This is a genomic window from Odoribacter sp. AF15-53, from assembly GCF_003479425.1.
Lineage (GTDB): Bacteria > Bacteroidota > Bacteroidia > Bacteroidales > Marinifilaceae > Butyricimonas.
In genome coordinates, this window is the sequence record NZ_QUHC01000002.1 from 248,749 (window position 1) to 275,023 (window position 26,275).

General features: G+C 43.1%; 19 protein-coding genes. 6 read left to right on the forward strand and 13 right to left on the reverse strand.

The features are described 5' to 3' along the window. Positions 1-13: 13 nt before the first annotated feature. The 8 genes from DWW52_RS05620 to DWW52_RS05655 all read right to left on the reverse strand — a co-directional run bounded on the left by DWW52_RS05620 (position 14) and on the right by DWW52_RS05655 (position 9,622). The gene (locus DWW52_RS05620; protein WP_118714494.1) at positions 14-466 is read right to left on the reverse strand and encodes a Fur family transcriptional regulator; all 453 of its coding nucleotides are present in this window, start codon (positions 464-466) and stop codon (positions 14-16) included. Positions 467-550: 84 nt separating this feature from the next. Continuing rightward, positions 551-2,749: a bifunctional (p)ppGpp synthetase/guanosine-3',5'-bis(diphosphate) 3'-pyrophosphohydrolase gene (locus tag DWW52_RS05625; protein WP_118714495.1), complete on the reverse strand. Its 2,199-nt coding sequence runs from the start codon at positions 2,747-2,749 to the stop codon at positions 551-553. Positions 2,750-2,924: 175 nt separating this feature from the next. Next, entirely contained in the window at positions 2,925-3,749 is an 825-nt protein-coding gene (gene murI / locus DWW52_RS05630) for a glutamate racemase (protein ID WP_118714496.1), read from the reverse strand. A 106-nt stretch (positions 3,750-3,855) separates the two neighbouring features. After that, positions 3,856-4,392, reverse strand: a complete 537-nt coding sequence (locus DWW52_RS05635) for an OmpH family outer membrane protein (protein WP_118714497.1) — start codon at positions 4,390-4,392, stop codon at positions 3,856-3,858. A 170-nt stretch (positions 4,393-4,562) separates the two neighbouring features. Continuing rightward, positions 4,563-7,112, reverse strand: a complete 2,550-nt coding sequence (locus tag DWW52_RS05640; protein WP_118714498.1) for an outer membrane protein assembly factor — start codon at positions 7,110-7,112, stop codon at positions 4,563-4,565. 5 nt (positions 7,113-7,117) lie between these two features. Further along, positions 7,118-7,846, reverse strand: coding sequence for an isoprenyl transferase (locus DWW52_RS05645; RefSeq protein WP_118714499.1), 729 nt, complete (start codon positions 7,844-7,846; stop codon positions 7,118-7,120). Between the two features lie 116 nt (positions 7,847-7,962). After that, positions 7,963-8,871, reverse strand: coding sequence for an NAD kinase (locus tag DWW52_RS05650; protein WP_118714500.1), 909 nt, complete (start codon positions 8,869-8,871; stop codon positions 7,963-7,965). 85 nt (positions 8,872-8,956) lie between these two features. Further along, positions 8,957-9,622, reverse strand: a complete 666-nt coding sequence (locus DWW52_RS05655; protein WP_118714501.1) for a CBS domain-containing protein — start codon at positions 9,620-9,622, stop codon at positions 8,957-8,959. A gap of 137 nt (positions 9,623-9,759) precedes the next feature. Here DWW52_RS05655 and DWW52_RS05660 point away from each other — a divergent pair, with 137 nt between their 5' ends. The 4 genes from DWW52_RS05660 (at position 9,760) to DWW52_RS05675 (ending at position 13,681) form a co-directional block, all read left to right on the forward strand. Then, positions 9,760-10,011 (forward strand): hypothetical protein, encoded by a 252-nt coding sequence (locus DWW52_RS05660; RefSeq protein ID WP_118714502.1) that lies wholly within the window; start codon positions 9,760-9,762, stop codon positions 10,009-10,011. Between the two features lie 154 nt (positions 10,012-10,165). After that, on the forward strand, positions 10,166-11,731 hold the full coding sequence (locus DWW52_RS05665) for a DUF4301 family protein (protein WP_118714503.1): 1,566 nt from the start codon (positions 10,166-10,168) through the stop codon (positions 11,729-11,731). 133 nt (positions 11,732-11,864) lie between these two features. Then, positions 11,865-12,788 carry a DUF368 domain-containing protein gene (locus tag DWW52_RS05670; RefSeq protein ID WP_233556715.1) on the forward strand — a complete coding sequence of 308 codons (924 nt, stop codon included), beginning with the start codon at positions 11,865-11,867 and terminating at the stop codon, positions 12,786-12,788. A gap of 149 nt (positions 12,789-12,937) precedes the next feature. After that, a complete protein-coding gene (locus DWW52_RS05675; protein ID WP_118714504.1) occupies positions 12,938-13,681 on the forward strand; it encodes a shikimate dehydrogenase in 744 nt (247 codons plus the stop codon). A 624-nt stretch (positions 13,682-14,305) separates the two neighbouring features. On the opposite strand, the gene DWW52_RS05680 is transcribed toward DWW52_RS05675, so the two are convergent. Continuing rightward, complete coding sequence (locus tag DWW52_RS05680) at positions 14,306-16,090, reverse strand: SpoIIE family protein phosphatase (RefSeq protein WP_118714505.1); 1,785 nt, start codon at positions 16,088-16,090, stop codon at positions 14,306-14,308. 473 nt (positions 16,091-16,563) lie between these two features. On the opposite strand from DWW52_RS05680, the gene DWW52_RS05690 reads away from it, so the two are divergent. Both DWW52_RS05690 and DWW52_RS05695 read left to right on the forward strand, forming a co-directional pair. Then, positions 16,564-18,156, forward strand: a complete 1,593-nt coding sequence (locus DWW52_RS05690; protein ID WP_118714507.1) for a thiamine pyrophosphate-dependent enzyme — start codon at positions 16,564-16,566, stop codon at positions 18,154-18,156. Positions 18,157-18,274: 118 nt separating this feature from the next. After that, on the forward strand, positions 18,275-18,862 hold the full coding sequence (locus DWW52_RS05695) for an indolepyruvate oxidoreductase subunit beta (RefSeq protein ID WP_118714970.1): 588 nt from the start codon (positions 18,275-18,277) through the stop codon (positions 18,860-18,862). A 110-nt stretch (positions 18,863-18,972) separates the two neighbouring features. Here DWW52_RS05695 and DWW52_RS05700 read toward each other — a convergent pair whose 3' ends face one another. The 4 genes from DWW52_RS05700 to DWW52_RS05715 are packed head-to-tail and all read right to left on the reverse strand — an operon-like array spanning position 18,973 to position 26,258. Continuing rightward, entirely contained in the window at positions 18,973-20,547 is a 1,575-nt protein-coding gene (locus tag DWW52_RS05700; RefSeq protein WP_158582492.1) for a PKD-like family lipoprotein, read from the reverse strand. Positions 20,548-20,568: 21 nt separating this feature from the next. Next, positions 20,569-21,336 carry a DUF4843 domain-containing protein gene (locus DWW52_RS05705; RefSeq protein WP_118714509.1) on the reverse strand — a complete coding sequence of 256 codons (768 nt, stop codon included), beginning with the start codon at positions 21,334-21,336 and terminating at the stop codon, positions 20,569-20,571. 14 nt (positions 21,337-21,350) lie between these two features. Next, the gene (locus DWW52_RS05710) at positions 21,351-22,832 is read right to left on the reverse strand and encodes a RagB/SusD family nutrient uptake outer membrane protein (protein WP_158582493.1); all 1,482 of its coding nucleotides are present in this window, start codon (positions 22,830-22,832) and stop codon (positions 21,351-21,353) included. 30 nt (positions 22,833-22,862) lie between these two features. After that, entirely contained in the window at positions 22,863-26,258 is a 3,396-nt protein-coding gene (locus tag DWW52_RS05715) for a SusC/RagA family TonB-linked outer membrane protein (RefSeq protein ID WP_118714511.1), read from the reverse strand. Positions 26,259-26,275 lie beyond the last annotated feature (17 nt).

Below are 26,275 nucleotides of genomic sequence, written 5' to 3' on the forward strand. Positions count from 1 at the left end.
GCAAAAATAATATTTATTTCTTACCTGCCAACTTACAATTGTGACAAATACCATAAATATAGAGCATGTGATGATGAACGGAGAAATCATATTTTTCTTCAACATGTTCCACGATTTCTTCCAACCGGGAATCGGCAAACTCCTCCACCTTCCCGCATATTTTACACACGATATGTTCGTGTTTCCGGTTATTGTACGCACGTTCAAACTGGGCGATATTATTACCGAACTGGTGTTTTATAACCAACTTACATTCCAGCAACAAATCTATCGTATTGTACAACGTGGCACGACTGACCCTGTAATTTTTATTCTTCATGAACACGTACAGGGATTCTATATCAAAATGTCCGGAATGAGAATAAATCTCATCCAAAATGGCGTATCTTTCGGGCGTCTTGCGATGTCCCTTCTGTTGCAGGTAAGTGGTAAAAATCTCTTTTACCGTCTCCTTTATTTTTTCCATTGAGTCCAAAGCTAATTCAATTTACGACATTGCTAAGTTACAATAATTATCCGAAGAATTCTCACTATTTAGACGAAATTTAATTTAGACATCCAAATTCTCAACTCTAGAAACGTTCTCCACGCCCTTCAGAGAGGCAATTTTCATCATTAAGTTGTTCAAATCGGCAGTATTATGCACGTACAGATGAATCATTCCCTCGAATATCCCGTCCTTCGTCTCGAAATGCACCGTACGCATATTCACGTTACTCTCCTTTGATATGATCATCGTGATATCACTCACGATCCCGATACTATCAATCCCGTTCAGCTTAATAATAGCCAAGAAAGACATAATCTTGTGACTCACCCACTTCACGGGAACAATCTTATCCCCGTGACTGGACATCAAGCGAATCGCTTCCGGACATTTTCGTTTATGCACGGTAATCTTATCTCCGTCGATTTTCATTCCGACCACGTCGTCACCCGGAATCGGGTTACAACAAGGTGCGACAATAAAATCAGAAGCATCTTCGGCTATATCATTGATCACCTTATCTTTTTCTTCTTTCTCCGGAGCGACTTTATCTTTATCACTCTTGAAGAATTGCAGCTTCCAGTACTTGACAAACTTATTCTCGGATTTCTTTTTCAAAGCCTTGCGTACATCCTCGATATCCAAATGCCCCTTGGCAAGACTAACATACAAGTCATCCTTATTTTGCAATTTCAAATGCAACAGGGCTTTATTCAGATTCTCTGTTCCAAAAGGCAATTTCATATCCTCCAGCAACTTCTCGAACATAGTAGTCCCGATACGGATTTGTTCTTTCTTCTCCCGCCGGAAAATCATGAGTATATTATTCCGCGCCTTGGCCGTCACGATAAAGTCCAGCCAATCACTCTGGGGCTTCTGCTTGTCGCTGGTCAACACCTCCACCTGATCACCACTCTGCAACTGGTGACTCATGGGAACCAGCTTGTGATTCACCTTTCCCCCGATACACGAGTTCCCGATTTCCGTGTGAATATCGTAAGCGAAATCAAGTACGGTAGCATTTTTAGGTAAGGTACGCATCTCCCCTTTCGGCGTGAAGACCCGAATCTCCTTGGCGAAAAGATTCAATTTAAATTCATCCAGGAATTCCAAAGCATCTGTTCCCGGCTGTTCCAACATCTCCTTGATACCCGCCAACCACTTGTCGACTTCGTTGCTAGCCTCGGCATTATCACCCTTATATTTCCAGTGTGCCGCCAACCCCTTCTCGGCGATCTCGTCCATACGGCGGGAACGAATCTGCACCTCGATCCACTTCCCACCGGGCCCCATGACCGTCAAATGCAACGCCTCGTAACCATTCGCCTTGGGTACGCTCACCCAATCCCGAATACGTTCGGGTTTCGGGCTATACATATCGGTAATCAAGGAATAAATATTCCAACATTGCCACTTCTCTGGCTGGTTATCCTTTGGCTCGAAAACAATTCTCACCGCAAGTAAATCATATATCTCGTCAAAAGAAATGTGTCTACGCTGCATCTTAGACCACACAGAATAGACACTCTTCGTTCGTGCCGTAATTTCGTAATGATACCCGCTTTCCGTCAAGCGCTCCCGGATCGGGGCAATAAATTGCTGGTATAAACCGGTATGCTCGTCCCGGTAATCATGAATTCGTTGCTCCAACTCTTGATACTCAACCGGGTTCTCGTACTTCAGACTCAAATCCTCCAGCTCGGTTTTGATCGCGTGTAATCCCATACGATGAGCCAAAGGAGCGTATATATAAAGTGTCTCGCTGGCAATTCTCACTTGTTTATGTTCGGGCATGGAATCAAGTGTTCGCATATTGTGCAAACGATCGGCAATCTTAATCAGAATCACCCGCACATCATCCGCTAAGGTCAGGATCATCTTTCGGAAACTCTCGGCCTGTTTCGTCGTGTTAGACCCCATGGCCTCGCTAATTTTCGTCAGCCCGTCAACAAGCGAAGCAATCTTCGGCCCGAAAAGATTGGCTATATCTTCCACCGTGTAATCGGTATCTTCCACCACGTCATGCAACAGAGCAGCAACAGCAGACTTTGTTCCCAACCCGATCTCCTTCACCGCGATCTTCGCCACCGCCAAAGGATGCAATATATAAGGCTCCCCCGACTTCCGTCGAACTCCCTGATGAGCTTCCCTGGCAAACTCAAACGCCCTGCGGATCAGTTTCACGCTCTCTTCCGTTGTTCCCTTTCGTAAAGATTTAATCAAATCATCGAAAGCTGCTTCAATCATTTCCTGCTCGTTCATAAAACCTTAACAATTTTAGATTCAAAATTTTAGATTCCACCCGCACAAGGCGGGGCCCATTTTTTGATTTATGATTTCCGATTAGATGATTCCAGCTGTACTAGACTACGTTTTTAACAATCACTTAATCATTGAATCGCCAATCACTCAATAGTTTCACTCTAAATTTCAAACTTCACAGCTCCGTGTGCCTCGAAGTAACCTCCGCCTGCATGAACAAAGCTGCCATTTTATCAAACATTCCACCCTTTTCCGTTGTCAGGAATTCAACCTTCCCCCCACGAGAAAGTTCACGTTCCATTTCGGGATGACGCTGCAAATAATCCTTCAGACTCCGGGCCACAATCTCACCCTGCTGTATGACCGAAACGCCTTCCGGGATAAAACGATCAATTACACCTCTCAACAACGGGTAATGCGTGCAAGCCAACACCAACGTGTCAATCGCCGGGTCTGCCTGCATGATTATATCTATATATTTTTGCACGAAAAAAGCCGCTCCCGGGGAATTTATCTCGTTATTCTCAACGAGTGGAACCCACATGGGGCAGGCTTGCTGCGTGACTTTAAATCCTTTTTCTGAATGTATTTTAGCGATCTCCAACAGATATGACTCGGAAGCAACCGTTCCTGATGTAGCCAAAATACCGATATGCCCGTTCGTAGTGAAGTCAGCCACCGCCTCCACGCTGGGCCGGATAACCCCCAGCACCCTACGCCGGGGAGCAATCTGTGGCAAATCGACCTGTTGTATCGTCCGCAAAGCCTTTGCCGAAGCCGTGTTGCAAGCCAAAATCACCAACTTGCACCCCATACCGAACAACTTCACGACCGCCTCCCGCGTGTACTTGTACACCACGTCAAAAGATCGTGTTCCATAAGGCGTACGGGCATTATCACCCAAGTAGATATAATCATACTCCGGCATTTCTTTGACAATATCTTTCAATATTGTCAATCCCCCGTAACCTGAATCAAACACCCCGATCGGACAAGACATAAATCTGTTATTTTTAATTTATAGCTGCTAATATACCTTTTATTCCTTAAGAATGCAAAAAAAAGTCGCCTTAAACAGGCGACTTTATTCCTTGCAATATATAAAATTATTGAATACCTAATTTTTTCTTTACCAACGGTAAGATATCCTCGCTATTATCAGCCGTGTACAATAATGCACCCTGACCAAAGTTCGGAGTAGCAGCGAAAATATAAGTGAAACCACCTTCTTTACCTACAGCTTGAACAGCATTCTGAATTTTCGTGATAATCGGGGTCAACAAATCTTCCTGAGTTTTGGCCATCTGCTCTTGAGCCAAACTTTGAAATTGCTCAATTCTTTGCATCAACCCTTGGATCTCCTGTTCCTTAGCAGTACGAGTTAATTCCGTGTATGTTTTTGCGTTAGCTTGATATTCTTGTGCCAATTTCTGATAACTCTCATGCATTGACGTCAACTCTTTTCTGATCTCTGCTTCCTTAGCTTCCAGATCCTGTTGAGCTTTTTTAAACTCCGGCATACTAGTCATAACTTTTTGAACATCAAGATGACCCAACTTGATCGGTTTTGCTGTTTGAGCAGTAGCGGCAAAAGCAGCAAATATAAATGCTACTAAAGCGAATAATTTCAATGTATTCTTCATAATGTTTGTCTTTAAAATGATCAACAAAAATAATAAAATAAATTCCCTTTTCCTAGCCTACATACATAATGTATGCAAACAAGACCAAAATTATTTAGTGATTCAGCGATTTATGATTCTATGATTTTATTAAAATCTCAAAATCACGGAATCAAACAATCACACCATCCTTAAAATTCTTGTCCAAGTACGAAGTGGAACTGTGAACCACCCGCTCCGGAACGTCCCGGTACATCGTCAAACCCGTATCCCCAGTCGATACCTAGCAAACCGAACATCGGCAGGAATACACGCAAACCAACACCGGCAGACCGATACAAGTTGAACGGCTCGAAATCTTTCAATTCATACCAGGAATTACCCGCTTCCAAGAACCCTAAAGCGTAAATCGTTGCCGATTGTGCCAAAGAGATCGGGTAGCGCAACTCCATCGTGAACTTGGAGTACAGGCTCGCGTCTGAAGACTTCGGTGCGATGAAAGAAGAACCGGCATTCGTCAACGAACCGTTTTCGTAACCGCGTAAACCGACATACTCTCTACCGTACAAACTATATCCGGACATTCCGTCACCTCCCATTTCGAATCCCTCGAACGGAGATTTTTTATTCTTATCATAGTAACCTAAATATCCATACTGAGCTGAAGCGTACAATACTAACGGACGTTTCTCGCTACGAGTCAAAGGCATAAACACCTTTCCGCTGAACTTCCACTTATGATACTCGATCCATCTGTATTTAACCTGATCCTTCTCGGCCTCGAAATGACGACTAGAGAATAAAGAATAAGGCGGAGTCAACGTCAAGGAGAAAGTAAACTCACTACCTTGTTTCGTGAACAACGGGTTATCAATAGAACTTCTCTTGATCACCGTGGCGATAGACAAGTTGTTGGAGTTTCCGTCACTGAATATATAATACGGCCAATTCTTCAACTGATAACGTTGGAAAGAAACCTCATTATACATCGTGAACCAGTTATCCGGCCAGTTAATCCGTCGTCCTAATCCCACGCTAAGACCATACGTCAACATCAACTGACGTGAATCGTACATCTGAGACGTGTTACTCATATAATAGGAATTCCGGTAACTACTTGAATATCCCGTTTGACGAGAGAAATACATGGACACACTCAAAGAATTCGGCTTTCTTCCTCCCAACCAGGGCTCACGGAAAGACAAACTGAAAGAGGTATAATATTTACCATTCGTTTGGGCTTTCAAACTGAACGTCTGACCGTCACCCTGCGGGAGAGGACGATAAGTATCCCAGTTAAATATATTACGAATCGAGAAGTTCGTGAATGTCAATCCCACAGAACCGATGATCATACCGGCACCCCAACCTCCGGAAAGCTCGATCTTATCATTTGCTTTTTCAACCAAATCAAACACGACATCTGTCGTCCCGGCTTCCGCATTCGTATTTGCCAAATCGGGTTTTATTTGTTCCGGATCAAAATGTCCCATATTTGCCAACTCGCGGGCACTCCGGATAATATCCTCACGACTGAACAACTCTCCCGGATAAACATACAATTCCCGACGAATCACGTGTTCATGCGTACGATTATTTCCCCGAATGATTACTTTATTAATAGTAGCCTGGGGGCCTTCAACCACCCGAATCTCCAAATTTATCGAATCTTCTCCGGATATCGTTTCCACCGGAATCAAACGAGAAAAAAGGTAACCGTTATTCTGGTACACGTTGGAAACAGCATCGTCATCCGATTGCATTCTTTCTCCTAAATATTTACTATTATATACATCACCTTTCTTGATATTCAGTACACGGCTCAATGTTTCGGAGTCATAAATCGTGTTACCGACCCAAGAGATATTATTAAAATAGTATTTATTTCCTTCCTGCACGTTAATATAAATTCTCACCCGTTTCGGAGAAATTTGAACAACACTGTCGGAAAGAATAACGGCATCCCGGAATCCCTTCTCGTTGTATTTATCCACGAGGTTAAATTTATCTTCATCGTAATTTTTCTCGATATAATTGGCTGACTTGAAGAAATTCATAAGAGATTTCTCTTTGGTTTTCTTCATGGCCGCTTTCAAACGACCATCTTTCATCAATTCATTTCCTTCAATAATGATCTTATCAATCTTTATCTTATTGTGCTTTTCAACGATAGCATCCAAAATCACGTGTCCTTCCTGATCTGGGTCATCCCGTTGAATAATCCGGATGTTCGTGTTGTAATACCCTTTTTCTTTCAAGTACTTTTCGATCTGTATCTTCAAATTCGACTTCATGAAATCATTCACCTGCGAACCATAGACCAGATTCATTTTCTCCTTAATCTTGTTCTCCTCTGCTTTTTTCAACCCGACATAATTGATCTTGGAAAGCTTGTGGCGTTCCTTCACGTAGAAAGCCAGATACACTTTATCCCCCTCGATCTTATCGACAGCGATAGACACGTCCGAAAATAATCCCTGATCGTACAATCTTTTAACTGCCCTCGTGATGGCCTCTCCCGGAATTTGTACGGACATCCCGATAGATAATCCAGCCAATTGAGCTAAATAAACATCATCATAATGATCACCGCCACCAACTATTTTCACTCCGGCTAACTCGTAAGTTTTGGGTGAAGAATAAAAAATATCAATTTGCTGTGTTGTATCCGCAACTTCTTGGGCTTTTGCCCCACAAACACACAATATAAAAATTAATAGAAACGTTATTTTTCTTGTCATCTGAGTCACTTTTTTAGTTGCTCTCCGGTTAACCCGAATCGTCTTTCTCTTTTTTGAAAATTACGAATGGCCAAATATAAGTCTTCTTTTTCAAAATCGGGCCAAAATTTGTCAAGAAAATATAGTTCGGTGTACGCTAATTGCCATAAAAGGAAATTACTTAACCGACATTCACCGCTTGTCCGGATCATCAAATCAGGATCAGGAATCCCCGCGGTCGTCAAGTAATTAGAAAAATCCGCATCCGTAAACGCCTCTACATCTTCAACTTTCCCATCCGCAACATCCTTCGCTATTCGCTTGGCTGCTGTCAAGATTTCCCACCTGGCCCCGTAACTCAAGGCCAACACGACTGTCAACCCCGTGTTCGAAGCAGTTTTATCAATCAACCCATTTAATTTTTGCAACACTTTCTCCGGTAAATCCCCCAAATTTCCGATGGCCTTCACACGCACATGTTTCTCCATCAGGTTATCCGTCTCCGCGAGAATAGCATCCACCATCAACCCCATCAACACATCCACCTCCTCCTTCGGGCGATTCCAGTTCTCGATCGAAAAAGCATACAATGTCAAATACTTAACACCTATTTCCCCGGCCGCTTCCATGACCGTTCTTACCGCATCCACTCCTTTTTTATGACCTTCCCATCTTTCTAAACCGCGACTTTTTGCCCATCTTCCATTCCCATCCATGATGATCGCCACGTGTTCCGGTACATTCTCTACATTCATACAATTGAAAATTGAAAATTGAAAATTGAAAATGACTTCTCAATCCCAATAAATTTAATTTACCTATTTTATATTACTTAGTTCTCAACTCTTTCTCAACTCTAAACCCTAAACTTTTAGTTTTTATCTTTTATCTTATTCCTCCTGTCTTCCCCCCAATTCAGTTTATTCCGCAGGGTTTCGTAATAACTATGATCGGGCATCTTCACTACATTCATTTTAAAATCGCCCGAAGATATAAATAATTCGTGATTATCCGGCATAGTTTGCATACGAGAATCTGCACTCAGCATAAAATCGCCCGAACGACTCTCCACGATTAAACGAATTTCCGCACTCCCGGGTACGATCAAAGGACGCATATTCAGATTGTGCGGGCTTACCGGCGTAATAATTAAATTATCGCAACCGAAAGCCACGATCGGGCCCCCGCAACTCAGCGAATAAGCCGTAGACCCCGTCGGCGTGGCCACTATAACCCCGTCGGCCCAATAAGTCGTGAGATATTCGTCCCCGACATAAGCATGTACTTTCAATAAAGAAGATCGCTCGGTCTTCAATATACTAATCTCGTTCAAAGCGTAATTAAAAGATGCAAAGGGATTATCCTCGATCTCGAACTTCACCAGCGCCCGCTGTTCCACCTCGAACTTCCCGGCACAAAGCCAGTTTATCGCCTGTGGAATCTCCTCTTGTGCTATATTAGCCAAAAAACCCAATCTTCCACTATTTATTCCCAACACGGGGACCCCTAAATCCTTCACGCGTACCGCCGAATCAAGAAACGTCCCGTCCCCGCCCACGCTAAACAAAACATCCGTGTCCTTCTCGATCTCATCCTCGTAGAAGGATTGAAAATAATCCGCAGCCGGACACTTCTCTTTCAAAAAATCATAAAACGGCTTGTAACAAGCTAAACGAACTCCACGATCATTCAAATCACGCAACATCTGTTTAAAATAGGGATAAAAATCCTCATGAATCACCCGCCCGTATATAGCTACTTTCCTAATTCCTAAACCCATTCGATTTACTTATTTTAGATTCCTGATTTTAGATTCTCTCCACACAGATCTAACGCTTTTCCATTCTAAATTCTACATTTTAAATTCACATTTCCAAATACCGAAGCAACTGCCCGTACCGGTCCTTCAACTCTTCATTAAAATCCTCTCCGGACACGAAAGTATTCTTTATCACGTAACGATAACGGATAAAAGTATCCAATATCGGTTCTATACGCGCGACATTCACTTTTAGCGTAATCTCCACCTTGTTGGAATCCGGGTTACACGTCACGTAACAACTCAGCACCTTTGCCTCGTTATACTCCACGATCTGGGCGACCTCGGCCAAAGAATAATCAATTTTATTCACTTCCAGCACGATGATCCCCCCCGGATCATCCACGCACAACAACTTATCAATATTATGCAATATATCCGTCAACAAAATCGCACCCTGATACACGTTTTTCCGGTTCAAAACCGGTACTACCGACAATAATTGAGACGAAACAACCTCGATCACGTCGTACACGTGCATATCCTCGTAAACATAAGTTGCTTCCCGGGGAATATCCAGCTTCCCGATCGGATCATTAATACTCCCGTGAGCATACATGATTTCATCGGACAAAAGTCCGATATAGGTTTCCCCCTCAATCACAGGCAGATGTGACACTCGAAACAGATCCATCCATCCCAACGCCTGAGCACAAGTATCATCTTTTTTCAGTACAGGAACGACATTCGACAGTAAACTTGATGCAATCATATCTATTTCATTTCTCGCCCTAAAGATACATTATTTTCCCCACTAAATTTCACCATTAAAATAATTTTCAATTTTCAATTCTCCATTTTCAATTATATTCTATATTTGCCACGTAAATTTAAAAATTAGAGAACATCATGTTACCAAAATTTCTAATTGCAGACAATTCCCAGGAAGCACCGGATCTTGTATACGTCGTGCACACGGAAAAGCCTCAATGTATTATCCAATGCGATATGGATGGTTTTTATAACAACCAGAAAATTTACTGGATCGACGAAGAACCACTTTGCGCGGACGATATTGAAACCCTCATGGAAGAAGCCGAAGAATTTTTCGAGGCAGAACTAGAGAATCAAGAAGAATTATACGATGAAGACGACAATTAAATTGTCGTCTTCATCGTATAAGTTACCCACGAACTTGCAACCTGCAGAGCCAAAGGCTCAACCTGCAACCTGTAACTCAAAAAGCAACTCATTGCTTTTTGAATTAAAATTCGTACCTTGCAAAATTATTTGCTAAATCTACAAACCTAGAATTATGTACACGAAGAGTGATCTCAAACAATTTAAGCGCAGGGGGATTAAGCCCGAGCAAATTGAAAACCAGCTTGAAAATTTCAAGAAGGGTTTTGATTTCGTGCAAATCCGGGATGCGGCAACAATCAACAACGGGATCCATAGCCTGAATGACGAGCAGGCTGATGAATTCATCCGCATTTTCGAGGAAAAAAGAAACACGTTGAAAATGGTGAAAATGGTACCGGCTTCCGGTTCGGCTTCACGCATGTTCAAAGCCTTGAACACGTTTTTCAACACCTACACCGGTAGTGACGAGGACTACCTGAAATATCGACAAGACAAAGAACCGGGAAGTATTTTCTCGTTTTTCGAGAAACTAAAAGAGTTCCCGTTCTATCCACACCTGAAAGAAGCTCTTTACAAAGATCGCCACGACCTGGATAAATTGCTTTGGAAAAATCAATTCATCCTGATCTTGGAATATATCCTGACGGAAAAAGGGCTTAATTACAACGCGACACCCAAGGGATTGATCGACTTTCATATATACAAAGATCATATCCGTACGGCAGTCGAAGAGCATCTGGTTGAAGCGGCACTTTACGCCAATGACGACAAAGTCGCCCACCTGCACTTTACCGTTTCGGAGGAACATATCGGGAAATTCAAAGCTCTCATGAAATCCGTTCTCAAAGAGTACCAGAAAACGTATAACTTGAAATACGATATCACCTACTCCATCCAGTCCCCGGCGACAGACACGGTAAGTCTCGACTCGGAAGGCAATTTATTGAGAGACAACGAGGGAAACATCGTATTCCGTCCGGGAGGGCATGGAGCGTTAATCCATAACCTCAACGACCTGAAAGAAGAGTTGATATTCATCAAGAATATCGACAACGTGGCTCCAGACCGGAATAAAGCGGACACGATCAAATACAAAAAAATTCTTGCCGGGGTACTATTGAAAACCCAGAACCGTATTTTCGATTACATGAAAATACTGAACAAAAAAAGTAGTATCACGGAAGAGAAGTTAAACGAAATTGAACAATACATTTACGAGAACCTCGGCTACAAACCGCAAGAAGGTTTAACTCACGCCAGCCTGAAAGAGAAAGCCGCTTACCTGAAGCGACTACTCGATCGGCCACTGCGCGTGTGCGGGATGGTGAAGAACGAGGGCGAACCGGGAGGTGGTCCGTTCTGGGTCGAAGACAGTGAACACGCGACACGTCTGATGATCGTGGAAAGCGCACAAGTCAATCTGAAAGACCGGAACCAGAAAAAAATATTCACACAATCAACCCACTTCAACCCGGTAGACATCGTATGTAGTACCTATAATTATAAAGGCAAAAAATACGACCTGACGAAATTTATCGACAACACGCAAGGATTTATTACCAGTAAATCACTCGGTGGTAAAGATATCAAAGTCCAAGAACTTCCGGGTTTATGGAACGGGGCTATGGCCAACTGGAACACGCTGTTCGTAGAAGTACCCTTATCCACGTTCACCCCGGTAAAAACCGTTTTTGACTTACTACGTTTCGAACATCGCAACGTGTTCAAAGTCGAATAACATTATAATTTATGATTTACGATTTATGATTTGTGATTTCATGAGATCCAAAATCATAAATCGTAGATTCCCGTTAAACGTCAGCCCGTGGGCTGGAATCTAAAATTTAAAATCTAAAATTTAAAATTAATTCATGGAGAAGAAAAAAAACTACTTGTTACTGGTGTTGAGAGGATGCGCCATGGGTGCCGCGGATGTTATTCCGGGAGTTTCGGGAGGTACCATCGCGTTCATCACGGGTATTTATGAAGAATTAATCAACTCTATCCGTTCCATAGATTTAAAAGCGTTACGCCTTTTGGGAAGCTTCCAACTGAAAGAATTCTGGAAGCATATCAACGGGAACTTCCTGATTTCCGTCGTTGCAGGTATCGCCATATCCATATTCTCGTTGGCAAAATTGATGAAATACTTGCTAGAAACACACCCACTTTACATTTGGTCCTTTTTCTTCGGTCTTATTATTATTTCCGCGCTCATGGTATCAAAAGAGGTAAAAAAATGGGACTTATTCGCCATCACCTCTCTAATTGTCGGGGCCGTGCTCGCCTACACGATTACCGTGCTCACTCCGACCAGCACGCCGGAAACATGGTGGTTTATCATCCTCTCCGGGGCGATTGCCATTTGCGCCATGATCCTGCCGGGAATATCTGGGGCCTTTATCCTGTTGTTATTAGGAAAATATGAATTTATCATCACGGCCGTCAGTGAATTCAACATTCCGGTTTTAATCACGTTCTTGGTCGGGGCCGTGGCGGGAATCATTTCATTTTCACACTTGCTATCTTGGTTACTAAAGAATTATCATGGTATGACCGTATCCATGTTAACCGGATTCATGGTCGGCTCTCTGAATAAAATCTGGCCGTGGAAAATTACCGACACGGAATTAATCAACGGGGTTCCTTTCGATATCGAGAAGAACGTTCTCCCCGGAACTTTCGAACAAGCCACCGGATCAGATCCCCTGATATGGCAAGCCATACTCATGTGTATCATCGGCATCCTGCTCATCTGGGGAGTTGAAAAACTAGCTGTTGTACTAAAAAAATAGTCTATAAAGTCCATAAGGTCTATAAAGTTTGGGGTGTCCCTCGGACAGAGTTTGTAGGCAGCTAGCTGCTATAGACAAGGCGCCCCGCAGGGGGCCACTGACCTTATGGACCTTATGGACTTTATGGACTTTATAAACTTTACAGACTTATGAATCTTTTCGGATTACTCGGATTTCCTTTAGGCCACTCTTTCTCCAAAACCTATTTCACAGAAAAATTCAAAGCGGAAGGTATCAATGCAGAATTTGTCAATTTCGAATTCGAAGACATCCGACAAATGCAACAAATCATCAATAGCACCCCCGATTTAAAAGGCTTTGCCGTCACTATCCCCTATAAAGAAAAAATCATTCCTTTATTGGATCATATCAGCGAGGAAGCAAAAGCCATCGGAGCGGTCAATTCCGTGAAAGTGGAACACACGCCCTCCGGCCCCGCCCTAACCGGGTACAACACGGATGTACTGGGTTTTAAAGAATCCCTGTTACAATTCATTCCCCGTATCCCCGAGCAAGCCCTTCTTCTGGGAACCGGGGGAGCCTCCAAAGCCGTCAGGCACGCCCTCGAATCGCTGGGAATTACCGTGATCACGGTCAGCCGTACCCCCCGTACCCTTTCCGACATCTCTTACGATCAAATTCCCCGGTATATCTCCCGAAGTCACCTGATCGTCAACGCCACCCCCGTCGGCACGTGGCCCCACGTAACGGACTGCCCGGACATCCCTTACGATCTTCTCACTCCAGAACACTACCTTTTTGACCTCGTCTACAATCCCGCCGTTACCGAATTCATGAAACGAGCCCAGCAGCAAGGCGCCCAAACCCGCAACGGTCTACAAATGCTCCAACTACAAGCCGATCACTCATGGCAACTCTGGACGAAAAATTAAAATACAAGCGAAAAGAAAATACGCAATTCAATTAAAATCATTAACTTTGTTATTGGCAAACAACCATTTAAATAGACTATTTTCTATTTGAGAGACCGAATTATTTTCACATGACTACCCCTTTTCAAGGAAAACATTTGGGATAAACTGCACTTTTACACGACCATAGTCTCACTTTTAGGCCATATCTAGGCGACTTAGCCCACACTTAGCCGCCACCTAACCGCCACCTAACCGCCATTTTAGTAGGCAATAAGCTTTTTTAACGCTTTCAAAAAAGCGGAATCCCGGATCATAAAAAGAATTGCTTATAGACTATTCCAACGCCACGGGACAGCTCATCCCCAATTTATCCCTTGCTTATCTTCTTCAATTGTGCATGCGGTGTCCAAGAAAATTTTTGGCACGGCTGAGTGTGTGGATATCGTGATCAGATCGAAGTGAATCAGACATCTTATTTCACTTCATGGAGGGGCTATAAAGCCCCTCTGCTTTTTGTTCTCGATTTAAACCGGAAACTCATCACGGTTAAATCATCCGACTGTTCCGCTCCCCCAACAAAAGCATCAACATTCGCTATCACGTTTTCAACAAGTTCACGAGGAGCAAGATCGGCATTATTCGCTATAAAATTAAAAAACGATCCACTTTATAGAATCTGGATTGTTCATTCTGCGCTTCCGACACACCATCCGAATACAGAACCAATTGGGAACCGGGCGCAAAATAACACTCCTGTTCTTCATACTCGTAATCGGAAGTCACACCCAACGGTAAATTATCATTTGTTTTAAAGAAAGATACGGTGCCATCCGGGGCAATTAACACGGGATAAGGATGTCCCGCATTACAAAACCTCAACCGATGCGTGTTCAGATTCAACACCCCGGCAAAAAACGTGATGAACATACTCGGATTCTCAGTCCGAATCAGACTGCGGTTCATCAGATTCACAATATAATTTAAAGAAGTATCTCGCAAGGCCAAAGAACGCATCTGGCTGATCGTTGTCGCCATAAACAAAGAAGCCGGAACTCCCTTGCCGGAAACATCACCTATCGCGAACCCGAATTCATCTTCATTTAGCATCAGGTAATCATACAAATCCCCTCCTACCTGACGGGCCGGACGCAAAACGGCATAAATATCAATACATTCTGCTCCCGGCGTGGGTACAAATTGCTTGGGAACCATTCCTAACTGAATATCATGAGCAATACGTAATTCACTTTCAATCTTCTCGTTGGCAGTCGTCGTACTCCGCAATTGATCCACGTATTCAGTCAACTGTTGCTGCATGAAAAGGAACGAATCATACAATTCCCCCAATTCATCTTTCGAGCGGATAACCGGTAGCGGAGTATTAAAATTACCCTCCGCGATATCTCTGGCCGAAGAAGCAAACACCATCAACGGTTTAGTAATTCGTCGTACAGCCAAAAAACATATAATATAAATGAACAGTAACAAGGACACGAAACCGATTAACAGATACATGTTGAACTTGCTCAATTTACCAAACACTTTTTCATAGGGACAAACAACTGCCATGTACCAATCCGTGGCAAATACCGGGGTGTAATACACGTAAGACAATACCCCGTCATCTTTCACGATCATGCTACCGCTTTTCCCAGCCGCCATTTCATTTACCAGCACGGTAATATTCGTATCACGGGATTCTTTTGCCGTCTCGAACATATTCTTGCCAATCGTGGTCTCTCCCTCCTTGCGCAATATATAACGCCCTTTTTTATCTATGATGACCGTGTAACTCCCCTCGTAAGGTTTCACAGAATCAATCAGATCCCGCAACCAACGATTGGTTAAATCCACGGAAAGAATCGCGATTAACTTATCCTTTTCGTCATGAACCGGTACGGCATAAGAAGTGGTTATCACGTCCGGATCGCCCGCATCCCGATACGGTTTACTCCAGTAGCGTTGTTTTCGAGCCCCTTTATACCAACCTTTCTCGAAGTAATTATAATTATCACCCCCCACCTGGATGGTTTTCACCTGATCACCATCCATATATGAATAAGGTGCGAAATAATGTCCCTTTCCCGGAAAATAATAAGGTTCAAAAGCGATCGCACAACCGAAAATCTCCCGGTTGTCCTCAACAATCCGGCGGGTTATGCTAAACAGAGAATCCGGCTCTTTTACATATTCAACAATCATCCATCCCAGATTATCCGGAATTTTTTCTACTTTACTCAACAACGCGCTCACCCGAAGGTTAGCCCGGTCTGCCATACTCTCGATCTTATCCTCGGCTTCTTGAGACAATGTTTCCGTTGAATAATGATAAAACACTCCTACCAAAACAAACGAGAGAAGCGTAATAAAGGATATTACATATAAACTCAATTTAGCAGGAAAAGATCTCTTATATCGTCCAAACATAACAATTATCAATTGGTAAAAAGTGTCTATCAGTTGCCCTATTCTAAGGCACGAATATACAAAAAAACTATAAAACAAATTATAAAAAAAGAATTATTCAAAGTGGGTTTCCAAAGTTATTTTGACAAACAAGCCATAAAGCCGCAACCTACGAGGAGAAAAGCGTCATCCCCTTTGCCCTTCAAGTTCAAAGTTTATAAAGTCCATAATAAACTTTTGTCCAAGATATATTTGTTCTTATAAAATATTAATACTAATTTAGTCCCGAAATAAAACCGGAAACGTTTTAAATATTAGTGCGATGTACAAACCGTCAGAATATTATTTCGTTTTAGCCTACATCGTGGGCGTGCTTAAATTATTCGGGGGACTATGAAAATTCCGCCGGAATAATCCGGATATTATTTTCTTGGCGACAAACTGTCGCTTCTTTCAAGCAAGACAAACAACTTAAAATCAATAATCTTATTATTATGCAAAAACAACTATTATTAGGTGTTGAAGCTATTGCACAAGGTGCCATAGATGGAGGTATTTCCGGCGTATTCGCGTATCCGGGAACCCCTTCAACAGAGATCACGGAGTACATTCAGGAATCGAAACAGGCTATTGCCCGCAACGTTCACCGGATGTGGTCAGCGAATGAAAAAACAGCCATGGAAACGGCCTTGGGTATGTCCTATGCCGGGAAAAGAGCCCTGGTATGTATGAAACACGTGGGAATGAACGTGGCTGCCGATTGTTTCATGAATGCCGCTATCACCGGAGCCAACGGAGGTATGGTTGTTATCGCTGCAGATGACCCATCTATGCACTCATCACAAAACGAGCAGGATTCACGTGTCTACGGTAAATTTGCTTTAATTCCGATCATGGAGCCTTCAAATCAACAAGAAGCATACGACATGACACGTGCAGCTTTTGATTTGTCTGAACAAATGGGAACTCCCGTGTTGTTAAGAATCACGACCCGTTTGGCTCACTCCCGCGCAGGTGTTGAAACGAAAGACGCCAGAGCCGAAAACGAAATGCGTCTACCGGAAGACAAACGTCAATTCGTATTACTCCCCGCTATCGCAAAAAAGAGATATAAATTATTGTTAGATAAACAAGTCAAATTCGAAGAAGCTTCTGATAACTCTGCTTTCAACAAATATATTGACGGTGCAGACAAATCTATGGGTATCATCGCTTGCGGGATTGGTTATAACTACCTGATGGAAGTATTCGGCGGAAATTGCCCTTACCCGGTAGTTAAAGTAAGTCAATATCCTCTTCCGAGAAAAATGATTACAAAACTGGCTGCAAGCACAGAAAAATTGCTCGTACTGGAAGAAGGTTACCCGATTATCGAAGAAGCAATAAAAGGTTATCTTGAAAAAGAATGCGTGCATGGACGTTTGGACGGCACTCTTCCCAGAGACGGAGAATTGAACCCGGATCACGTGGCTAAAGCATTCGGATTGCCCTCTATCGAAGGCGCTCCTGTTCCGGAAATCGTTGTTCCACGTCCACCGGCCCTTTGCGTGGGATGTAGCCATAGAGACGTGTACGCGGCATTAAATGCCGTGATTGCCGAATACCCGAACGCTCGCGTATTCTCGGATATCGGCTGCTATACTTTAGGAGCTTTACCTCCATTCCAGGCGATCAATTCTTGCGTGGACATGGGTGCTTCTATCACGATGGCCAAAGGCGCTGCCGATGCAGGATTATTCCCGGCAGTATCGGTGATCGGAGACTCTACCTTCACGCACTCCGGAATGACCGGGTTGCTGGACGCCGTAAATGAGAAATCAACTATCACGATCATCATTTCCGACAACGAATCTATCTCCATGACGGGTGGACAAGAGTCTTCAGCATTAGGACACCTGGAAGCAATCTGTCGCGGAATTGGTGTTGAGCCGGAACACATCCGGGTATTACTTCCCGTTCCGAAGAACCATGACGAATTGTGCCAGATCATCCGCGAGGAAATCGAGTACAAGGGTGTATCCGTGATCATTCCGAGAAGGGTATGTATCCAAAAAGCCAGCAGAGACGCCAAAAAAAAGAAAAAATAAATTGCTCTAAACATTCAGTGATTTAATGATTTATGATTCCGTGATTCATATTTATAATAATAATCACGGAATCGAGAATCACCTAATCACAGAATTATTAAATTTAAAATCTAAAATTATGAAAACAGATATTATATTAGCGGGTGTCGGTGGACAAGGAATCCTTTCTATCGCAGCAGCATTAGGCTCTGCCGCCCTTACCAATAACCTGTACATGAAGCAAGCCGAAACTCACGGAATGAGCCAGCGCGGTGGAGACGTACAGTCATACATGAGAATATCCGACAAACCGATTTTCTCGGATCTGATTGCCAAAGGAACTGCCGATATCATCTTATCCGTGGAACCGATGGAGGCTTTACGTTACTTACCCTACTTGAAAAAAGGCGGTTACGTGGTAACGAACGCGACCCCATTTATCAACATCCCCAATTACCCGGAAGTTGAAACTTTAATGGCTACATTAAAAGCTCTTCCTCATCATGTAATTATCGACGCTGACAATATCGCAAAAGAAGCTGCCGGAAACGTACGGGCCAGCAATTTCGTGATGATGGGTGCCGGCTCCCCGTTTATCGAAATCCCGTTCGAATACTTGGAAAAAGGTATCGAATCTATTTTCGCTCGTAAAGGAGCTGATATTGTAGAAATGAACTTGAAGGCACTGCGTGCCGGACGTGAATTCGCACAAAACTACATTAAATAATCGGAATTTAGAGTTATGTCAGAAGTCATTTTTGAACATTCTCTTTTACTCAAAACAAAACACCGGGATCATGATATCCCGGTGTTTTTCGTTTGTTATATAAAGACCAATTAGTAGGTTATACGAGTTCCTGAATTCCTATAAATAAAATTCTTGGCTAACCCCGTTCCCGTGTAGCTTTTCACGACTGTCGGGTTAATATCGGGCGTTGAACCTTCCCGATGATAAACCCGCAACACCCAATTTCCCCCTTTATTGGATAGAATACTGAATTCATCTACCGGTGTTACCGTACTCGGATCGGAAGAGTGCGCAAGATGAACAATCTCTTCATCCGCAGGAATAGTGACCACATTCTTCTTCTCTGTCTGGTTACTCGGATTATAATAATGGACCACGTTGTCGCCTTTCGAATAGTAGATGACACCACTATAAGCGGGAGGTGTGGATAATACGCCATAGCCTTGTATTGCAAAGACTTTACCGTTAACTACATCAAAAGACTCCGGAATCGTCCGTCCGCGATACCCGTTATCGTACATGGCATAGTAATTCTGCATGATACTGACATTGATTATCCACAAAGAAGCCACTCCTGTGGCACGATCTTTCACAATGGCATACGTCCCACCGTTGGAAGTCGAAGAATAAGGCTGCACACCCATATAAATCAAATCACAATTGGTAAAATATACTTCTCCAACCGGTTTCAAGGTAAGCGGAGAAGCCGATTCGATGGCATTCTTAATAGCAAAATGTTTTTGTACATAATATCCGACAAACTCCCCGGCATTATCATCATAACACAAGCAACTACTACTGCCGACCGCCACGATTGAATTAAGCTTTATACCTTCGTTCGGGTAAGCGTATCCGAATTCACCACCTCCGCCACCACCGATATACTCGAAGTGAACAGCATTATTATTCATTAACATAAAACCGCTTGTATTCGCCCAAACTCCTTGAGGTTTCTTGATGGCAGGCACTTCAAGGAATGCATCGTTCCATCTTTTGAGTTGTTTCATACTCGTACCCTCGTAAATTCCCAAATCGTCATCCGTACAAACCATATATGCCGGTTGTAGATTCTTTCGGGTACGGTTTCCTTCTGCATCGTACACGTAATAAGAATATTGGTTATACTCGTAAGTTGCCCGTATCGGTTTCCCCGGAAGACTCTCCCCGTTTATAGCCTTAAGGACATTCGCATTAACCAAACCGTTACGATCAACAAAGTCCACATCCGTATACCCGTTCTCATATTTCAACACATAGTAACCTTCACTGAAGAAACTGGCAACCACCAACTTCGATTTATAGAATGCCGAGGTCCCGTTTGTTTTATCCGTCACTTTAAACACCAATTGATAAGTTCCGGGCTCCAAAGAGACTGTATAATCGAGTTTTTTAGTCACGCTAAGCGTGTCGGAAGGAGTACTGCTGGTGATTGTTCCCGGATAAGCATACCACACGTAGTCATACAAGGATTCATCTCCTTCTATTGCCGGATCGATCACTAAATCCTCCAACACAAGTACGGAATAATTTTCTTCAATTCCCGATTTTATGGTCGGTGCAACAACTGCCGGATCTTCGTAATCATAATTACCCGTGTCTTCCACACAACCGACAAAAGATACACCCAGCAGTATCGCGTACAGATATATTATTATTTGTTTCATAGTTTCCATTCTTTAGAGTGTTTAATTTGCTTCAGGGAATTCAACCCGTGTACCGTCAGCCTCGTAAATCGGGCCATTAAGCGCCTCGAATTCGGCCAGCTTTTCCCGTGCTTTAAGTTGCAGATAATATCTGTAATCCGTGATTAAATCTTCATCAAACGTGTTGTACCCGACATACTCGATAATAAACCTCATCTTTTCCTGTCCCCACTCCCCGAACGTGGCCTTATAACTATTAGGGGCATCCCACTTAACGGGTTTTGTTGCCTTAGCGGTAATTTTGACGGTATATTTCGTGCGGTCTTTAATTCCTTGCACGAAATACTCGTTGGGCATGATCTCCAGATCAAGCCGGAATTCCTTAGTATCCATTTCGGATGTACGGGTCATGATAATCGGAATCGTGGCCACGACCTCGTTTGCCGGCATAACCATCCGACTCGCAACATACGAATTATCAAAAGCCACGTAATGGACTCCTGCAATGGCCGCATCGGGCTCCCCGGCATTAGACTGCACGATAAGAAGCGATCGGGCCTCACCGGAGGGCATACCCGTGAGTAACACGTCAAGCCATACCGTATCTACCTGAATAGCTCCCCCTAAAAAGAAGGAGTAAGAAGTGCTATCAAGTTGAGGAGCATCTTTGCTGTTCGTACTGTAAATACTCCTGAAGAAGAAAAGGGAACTTTCGTCTTCAAATGTTTCAATTTCGTTTTCCTTACAAGCGACAAGCGTCAGCATGGAAAGCATAAATAAAAATCCGTATTTTATCATTTTAATTGTCATAATTTAAGATCAATTTATTCAAATGTCATTTGAGATTCCGGGAAAGGAAGTTTGTAACTTGCCTCGGTGACCTCTTTTGCCACAGGCCAGGATAACGTACCGTACGCGTAACGTTTATAGAAGAAAAACATTTGTCCCTCCCCGTAAAATTCTTTGCGATACTCTTTTTCAAGACGCTCCTTTACAGCATCCGCATCCGTCAACGTGCCATCAATAGAAGCATCCAGAACACGTGAAAGACGGTAAACTTTAAATAAATCTTCACGTCCGCATTCCGTGGCGATAAAATACATCTCAACCAGCCGGATCAGAGGGATATCCGTTATTGCTGTCACGGTACTACCCGACTCGTTGTACTTTTTGAAATAGTTAAAAGCCGCACTCGCTAAAGGAACAACCCGACTCTCCCACAAACGGTTATTCCGGTAACGAATATCGGAAGAATGAAGCGTAGTTTCAAAAGCAGTCTTAAGACTGGTTTCCGATTGAGTGTATGCCGTGCTATAATTAAAGAAAACAGGAGTCAAAGTCTGGGTAGCCAGCGTGCTGTTCACGGCAAAAATTTGTTCGGTCGGGAACGTCAACTGACCATTATTGGCTTCGGCATCACTTCCAAGCGTGAATTTGGATTTCGCATCGTTATCCTGAGCATCAATCACGACAAGAGCGTTCTCCAGGGCTTCGGTTTTCTTGCCGATCCATAGATAATAGCGTGCTTTCGTTGCTTTCACCGCATAATAATTAAACCTCACCTGACGGAAATAATGGAATTCGTCTTCCGGGTGCGGCAAATCCTGATTGACTCCTTGAAGGTTATCCGGAGAATTCAAAATCGCATTGGAATAAGTCAGAATCGGGTCATTAGCCAACAACTGTTCGGCATTATTAAGATCTGTCAATATATTGTCAATCACTTCCTGGTATGACACGGCAAGCAATTCCTGAGGATTTTTAGTCACCATCTTCACGTAAGGAATGGCCTTATCCCCGGCCTTCACTTTACTCGGAATAGGTCCCCAGTAACGCAGTATTTCAAAATGCAGAAAAGCACGCAGCCCCAACGCTTCTCCCTTGATTAGCTCATAATTCCCGTTAGCAAATAAATCTTTCTTCGCGTCAATATGCTCCAAAATCGAGTTAATATTAATGATCGTCTGGTAATATTGTAACCAGACTTTTTCAAGCAGATCTTTCGTGGAGGTTTGAGTAAAATCAAAATTACTGATATAATAGATTTCCGCCTGTGATGAATTTTCAGATGGAATCGTCCAGTTCTGTGCCATCATTTCGGGTAATTTCATCGTCGTGTTGAGCCCGTAAAGTTCCGGGGTTGCCATCCTGATATACGCCCCGGTAAGTACATCCTTGAATCCTTGCTCGGATTCGAACATAGCCGTCTGGCGCATTTCAAGTTCCGGTTGTATATCCAGCCATTTATTACACGAGGTAAAAATCAAGGCCACCGGAATGAGTAAATACAAGTATATATTTTTCATCTTCATGCTGATTGATTATTATTTATAGTATTAAAACCTTGCCGATATCGAAACCGAAAATTTACGTGCGAAAGGATAAGAAAGTCCCCGCTCTTGCTTGACCGTCGAAAGGTAAAAAACATCCTCTGCATAAAATCCCAAGGACAAGTAATCTATAAAAAGATGTTTTTTCAGCCATTCCTCGTTAAATTCGTAATTAACATTCAGCGTGTTGAGAGTGATCGCGTTCTCTTTCATCACGAACCGAGAAGAAGCGTTAGTCGTGTTGAAATCTTTGATATTCTTGAATTTTACAATATCTCCGGCATTTTGCCAACGGCCATACAAAGCCCGCTTGTCAAGATTACCCCAGCGTTTTGCCGATGTTGTGATATTCTCCACCTTGTCAACAAGAGTCTGGTTATATATATATCCTCCAAGACGATAAGATAAAGTGGCATTTAACGAAATATCTTTCCAACGAAACATCGTACGAAGATTTCCCCTCACTTTCGGCTCGTTCACACCAAAAGGCACTTTATCTTTGGAATCCCACGTGTAAACCCGCTCGCCATCTTTATTCAAGAACAATTCCGAACCCGTTGCCGGGTCAATACCCAGTGAACGGACCACGAAAATCGTGTTCATTGATTGACCTTCTTTATAAAGGAAACTCGGATTCGGTCCTGCTTCTTCCAGCAATTCCGAGTTCAAAAATTCAAGAGCATTGGATATCTTAAGAATCTTGTTTTTGTTATGAGCAAGATTACCTCCCACGGACCATACAATATGCTTGTCGCTATTCCGGATCAGGAAAACAGTTGCATCCAACTCTACCCCTCTATTACGCACCTCTCCCACATTAGCCTTGTAGCTGGAGAAACCGGCCGCAGTAGGTAAATTAATATCGGTCAACAGATCGTTGGTAAGTTTATTATAGAAATCTACATTAAACCGTACCAAACCATTGAAAAGCGACGTTTCCACACCAAGGTTCAACTGTTTTGTCTTCTGCCATGACAAATCCGGGTTACCCATCCCGATCATATATGCCCCGTTCCAGTATTTGTAATTCTCCTGTCCGAAATACCGATAAGTCGTCAACGCCTGATACGAACTGAAGTTTTGTGACCCGACCGTACCGTAAGATGCCCTGAGACGCAATAAATTCACCACTTTCGACGAGTCAAAAAACGACTCGTTATGTACATTCCAACCTAATCCGGCTGAAAAGAAGGGAGCCGTACGGTCGTTACTCCCAAATTTAGACGATCCCTCGATCTTTCCCGAAAAATCAGCAAAATAACGACGATCATAAGTATAATTGACATTAAAAATCAAACCAAGCCGACGGGAATGCGCTTCCGTACTGATCGGTTTTCCTAACGCATAAGCACCCGCCATTCCGAGATTCTTCATATTTAGGGAAGAAAACCCGCGTCCGGTAACAGAATAACTTTCATCTTTATCCTCCGCAAGATTTCCACTTAACCCGGCATAAATCTGGTGAACCTTAGCCAAGGTCTTCGTGTAATTCACCGTCAGACTTCCCTCGTATGAAAATGAATAAGCCGTCGTGTAAGTGTAACTTCCACGCATATTAGAATTTTCTCCCTTGTATTCATCGGTGTCGAAACTGGTATGCTCCCTAGATAAATACTTATCCGTACGTGAATCCTGTTTCGTGAATCCAAAATTTCCCCTTACAAACAGATCAGAAGTAATCCTCCATTCAATGGCAAAATTGTTTTGAATATTCGTGTAACTACCATCATCACGTGAAGGTAAAGTCGCGTTATACAACGGGTTCCCGGCAGGTTCCGGGGTTCGGGAACCTTGAGCTATAGTCTGTACCAACTGTTTTTTTATATGCCCCTCGTCATCATACGGGGTATAGATCGGATTCGCCATAGAGTATTCGGAAAAACTACCATAAGGTGAATTCTGATTCTTATTATAACTAATAGTCAGATCGTTCTGGAACTTCAAATTTTTAAGTTCATACTGAAAATACAGGTTCCCCGACAACGTGTTACGTGACGATTCCTTCATCACGCCATTAATATTATTATACGAAAGCCCAATAGCATACTTAAAATTATCCGCCCCCCCGTCTATCCGCAAACTATGACGATTACCAACACCTGTTTTCACAGGATATTTAAGCCAATAAGTATCCACACCCCGTTCCACCTCGATCAATCTGCGGTTATAAAGCTCCATCAAATCCTGATTACTCGGATTATACTTACTATCAAGTAATCCAGCCGCAACCTCGTAAGCAAGTTTCTCACGGGCATTCATCAGGTTATAGGATGAAAAATCAGGAGCTTCAATATTAATTGATCCTCTATAACTCACTCTCAATTTACCGACTTCGGGGCGCTTAAGCGTGATCACGACCACCCCGTTCGCACCGCGAGCCCCGTACATGGCTGTTGCACTCGCATCTTTCAAAAGGGTAATACTTTCAATAAGCTCATCATCCATATCCATCACTCGTTGGAGGGATATTTCGAAACCGTCCATGATAAACAACGGTAGGTTTGCTGTACTTTTCACGCTACTCTCTTCCTGAAGGTTACGCACGCTGACATCCATACTGGTACGCCCACGGATCGTGATATCCGGCAACTGGTTGGGATCCGAACCGAATTCGATATTATCGGCAATATTAAAACTCGGATCAATATTACTGATCTGCGATATAATGCTACGATTACCCGATGCTTTCAAGTCACTGGCTGTTATCGTTTTTACCGATCCCGTGTAACTTTCACGTGATTTAGTAAAGATACCCGTGACAACAACCTGATCAATTGCCTGTACCTCATCCTGCAGTACCACTTTCACCTCCGTTTTGCCGGTAATATTAATCTCCTGTGAAACTTTTCCGATAAACGATACCACAATCACGTCATGACCTGCCGGAATCTCTATCTCGAAATTACCGGTAACATTGGTGATCACGCCTACATTTCGCCCCTTTATCACGACGGAAGCCCCCACAAGAGGCTGCCCATCAACCTCCATGACAACACCTTTGATCTTCACGGACTTCCGATTGACAGAATCCCGTGCTACTTGATCTTTAGTCTTAATAATCACAACATTATCTTCAATTTGATAAGTACAGGGTTTTCCGGCTAGGATGATATCCAACAAATGCTTTATCGTCACATCGGTCACATTCACGCTGACACTCCCGATATTCCGCACGGTTTCAGTACTATACATGAACGAATAATCCGTCTGTGATTCTACATCGCATACGATCTCCTCAAACGGAACATTTTGTTTATTAATCGTTATATTCCGGTTACCTTGTGCAGAAACCCGCGTAGAAAACAAAGCGGTAAAACAAAGCACGGCAATAACAAGCAAGTATCTGCCCCTTTGGGGGAAAACTGGACTCCCCCAAGCACACTTTAGTCTCTTTTTTTTCATATTTATTGGTAGGTTAT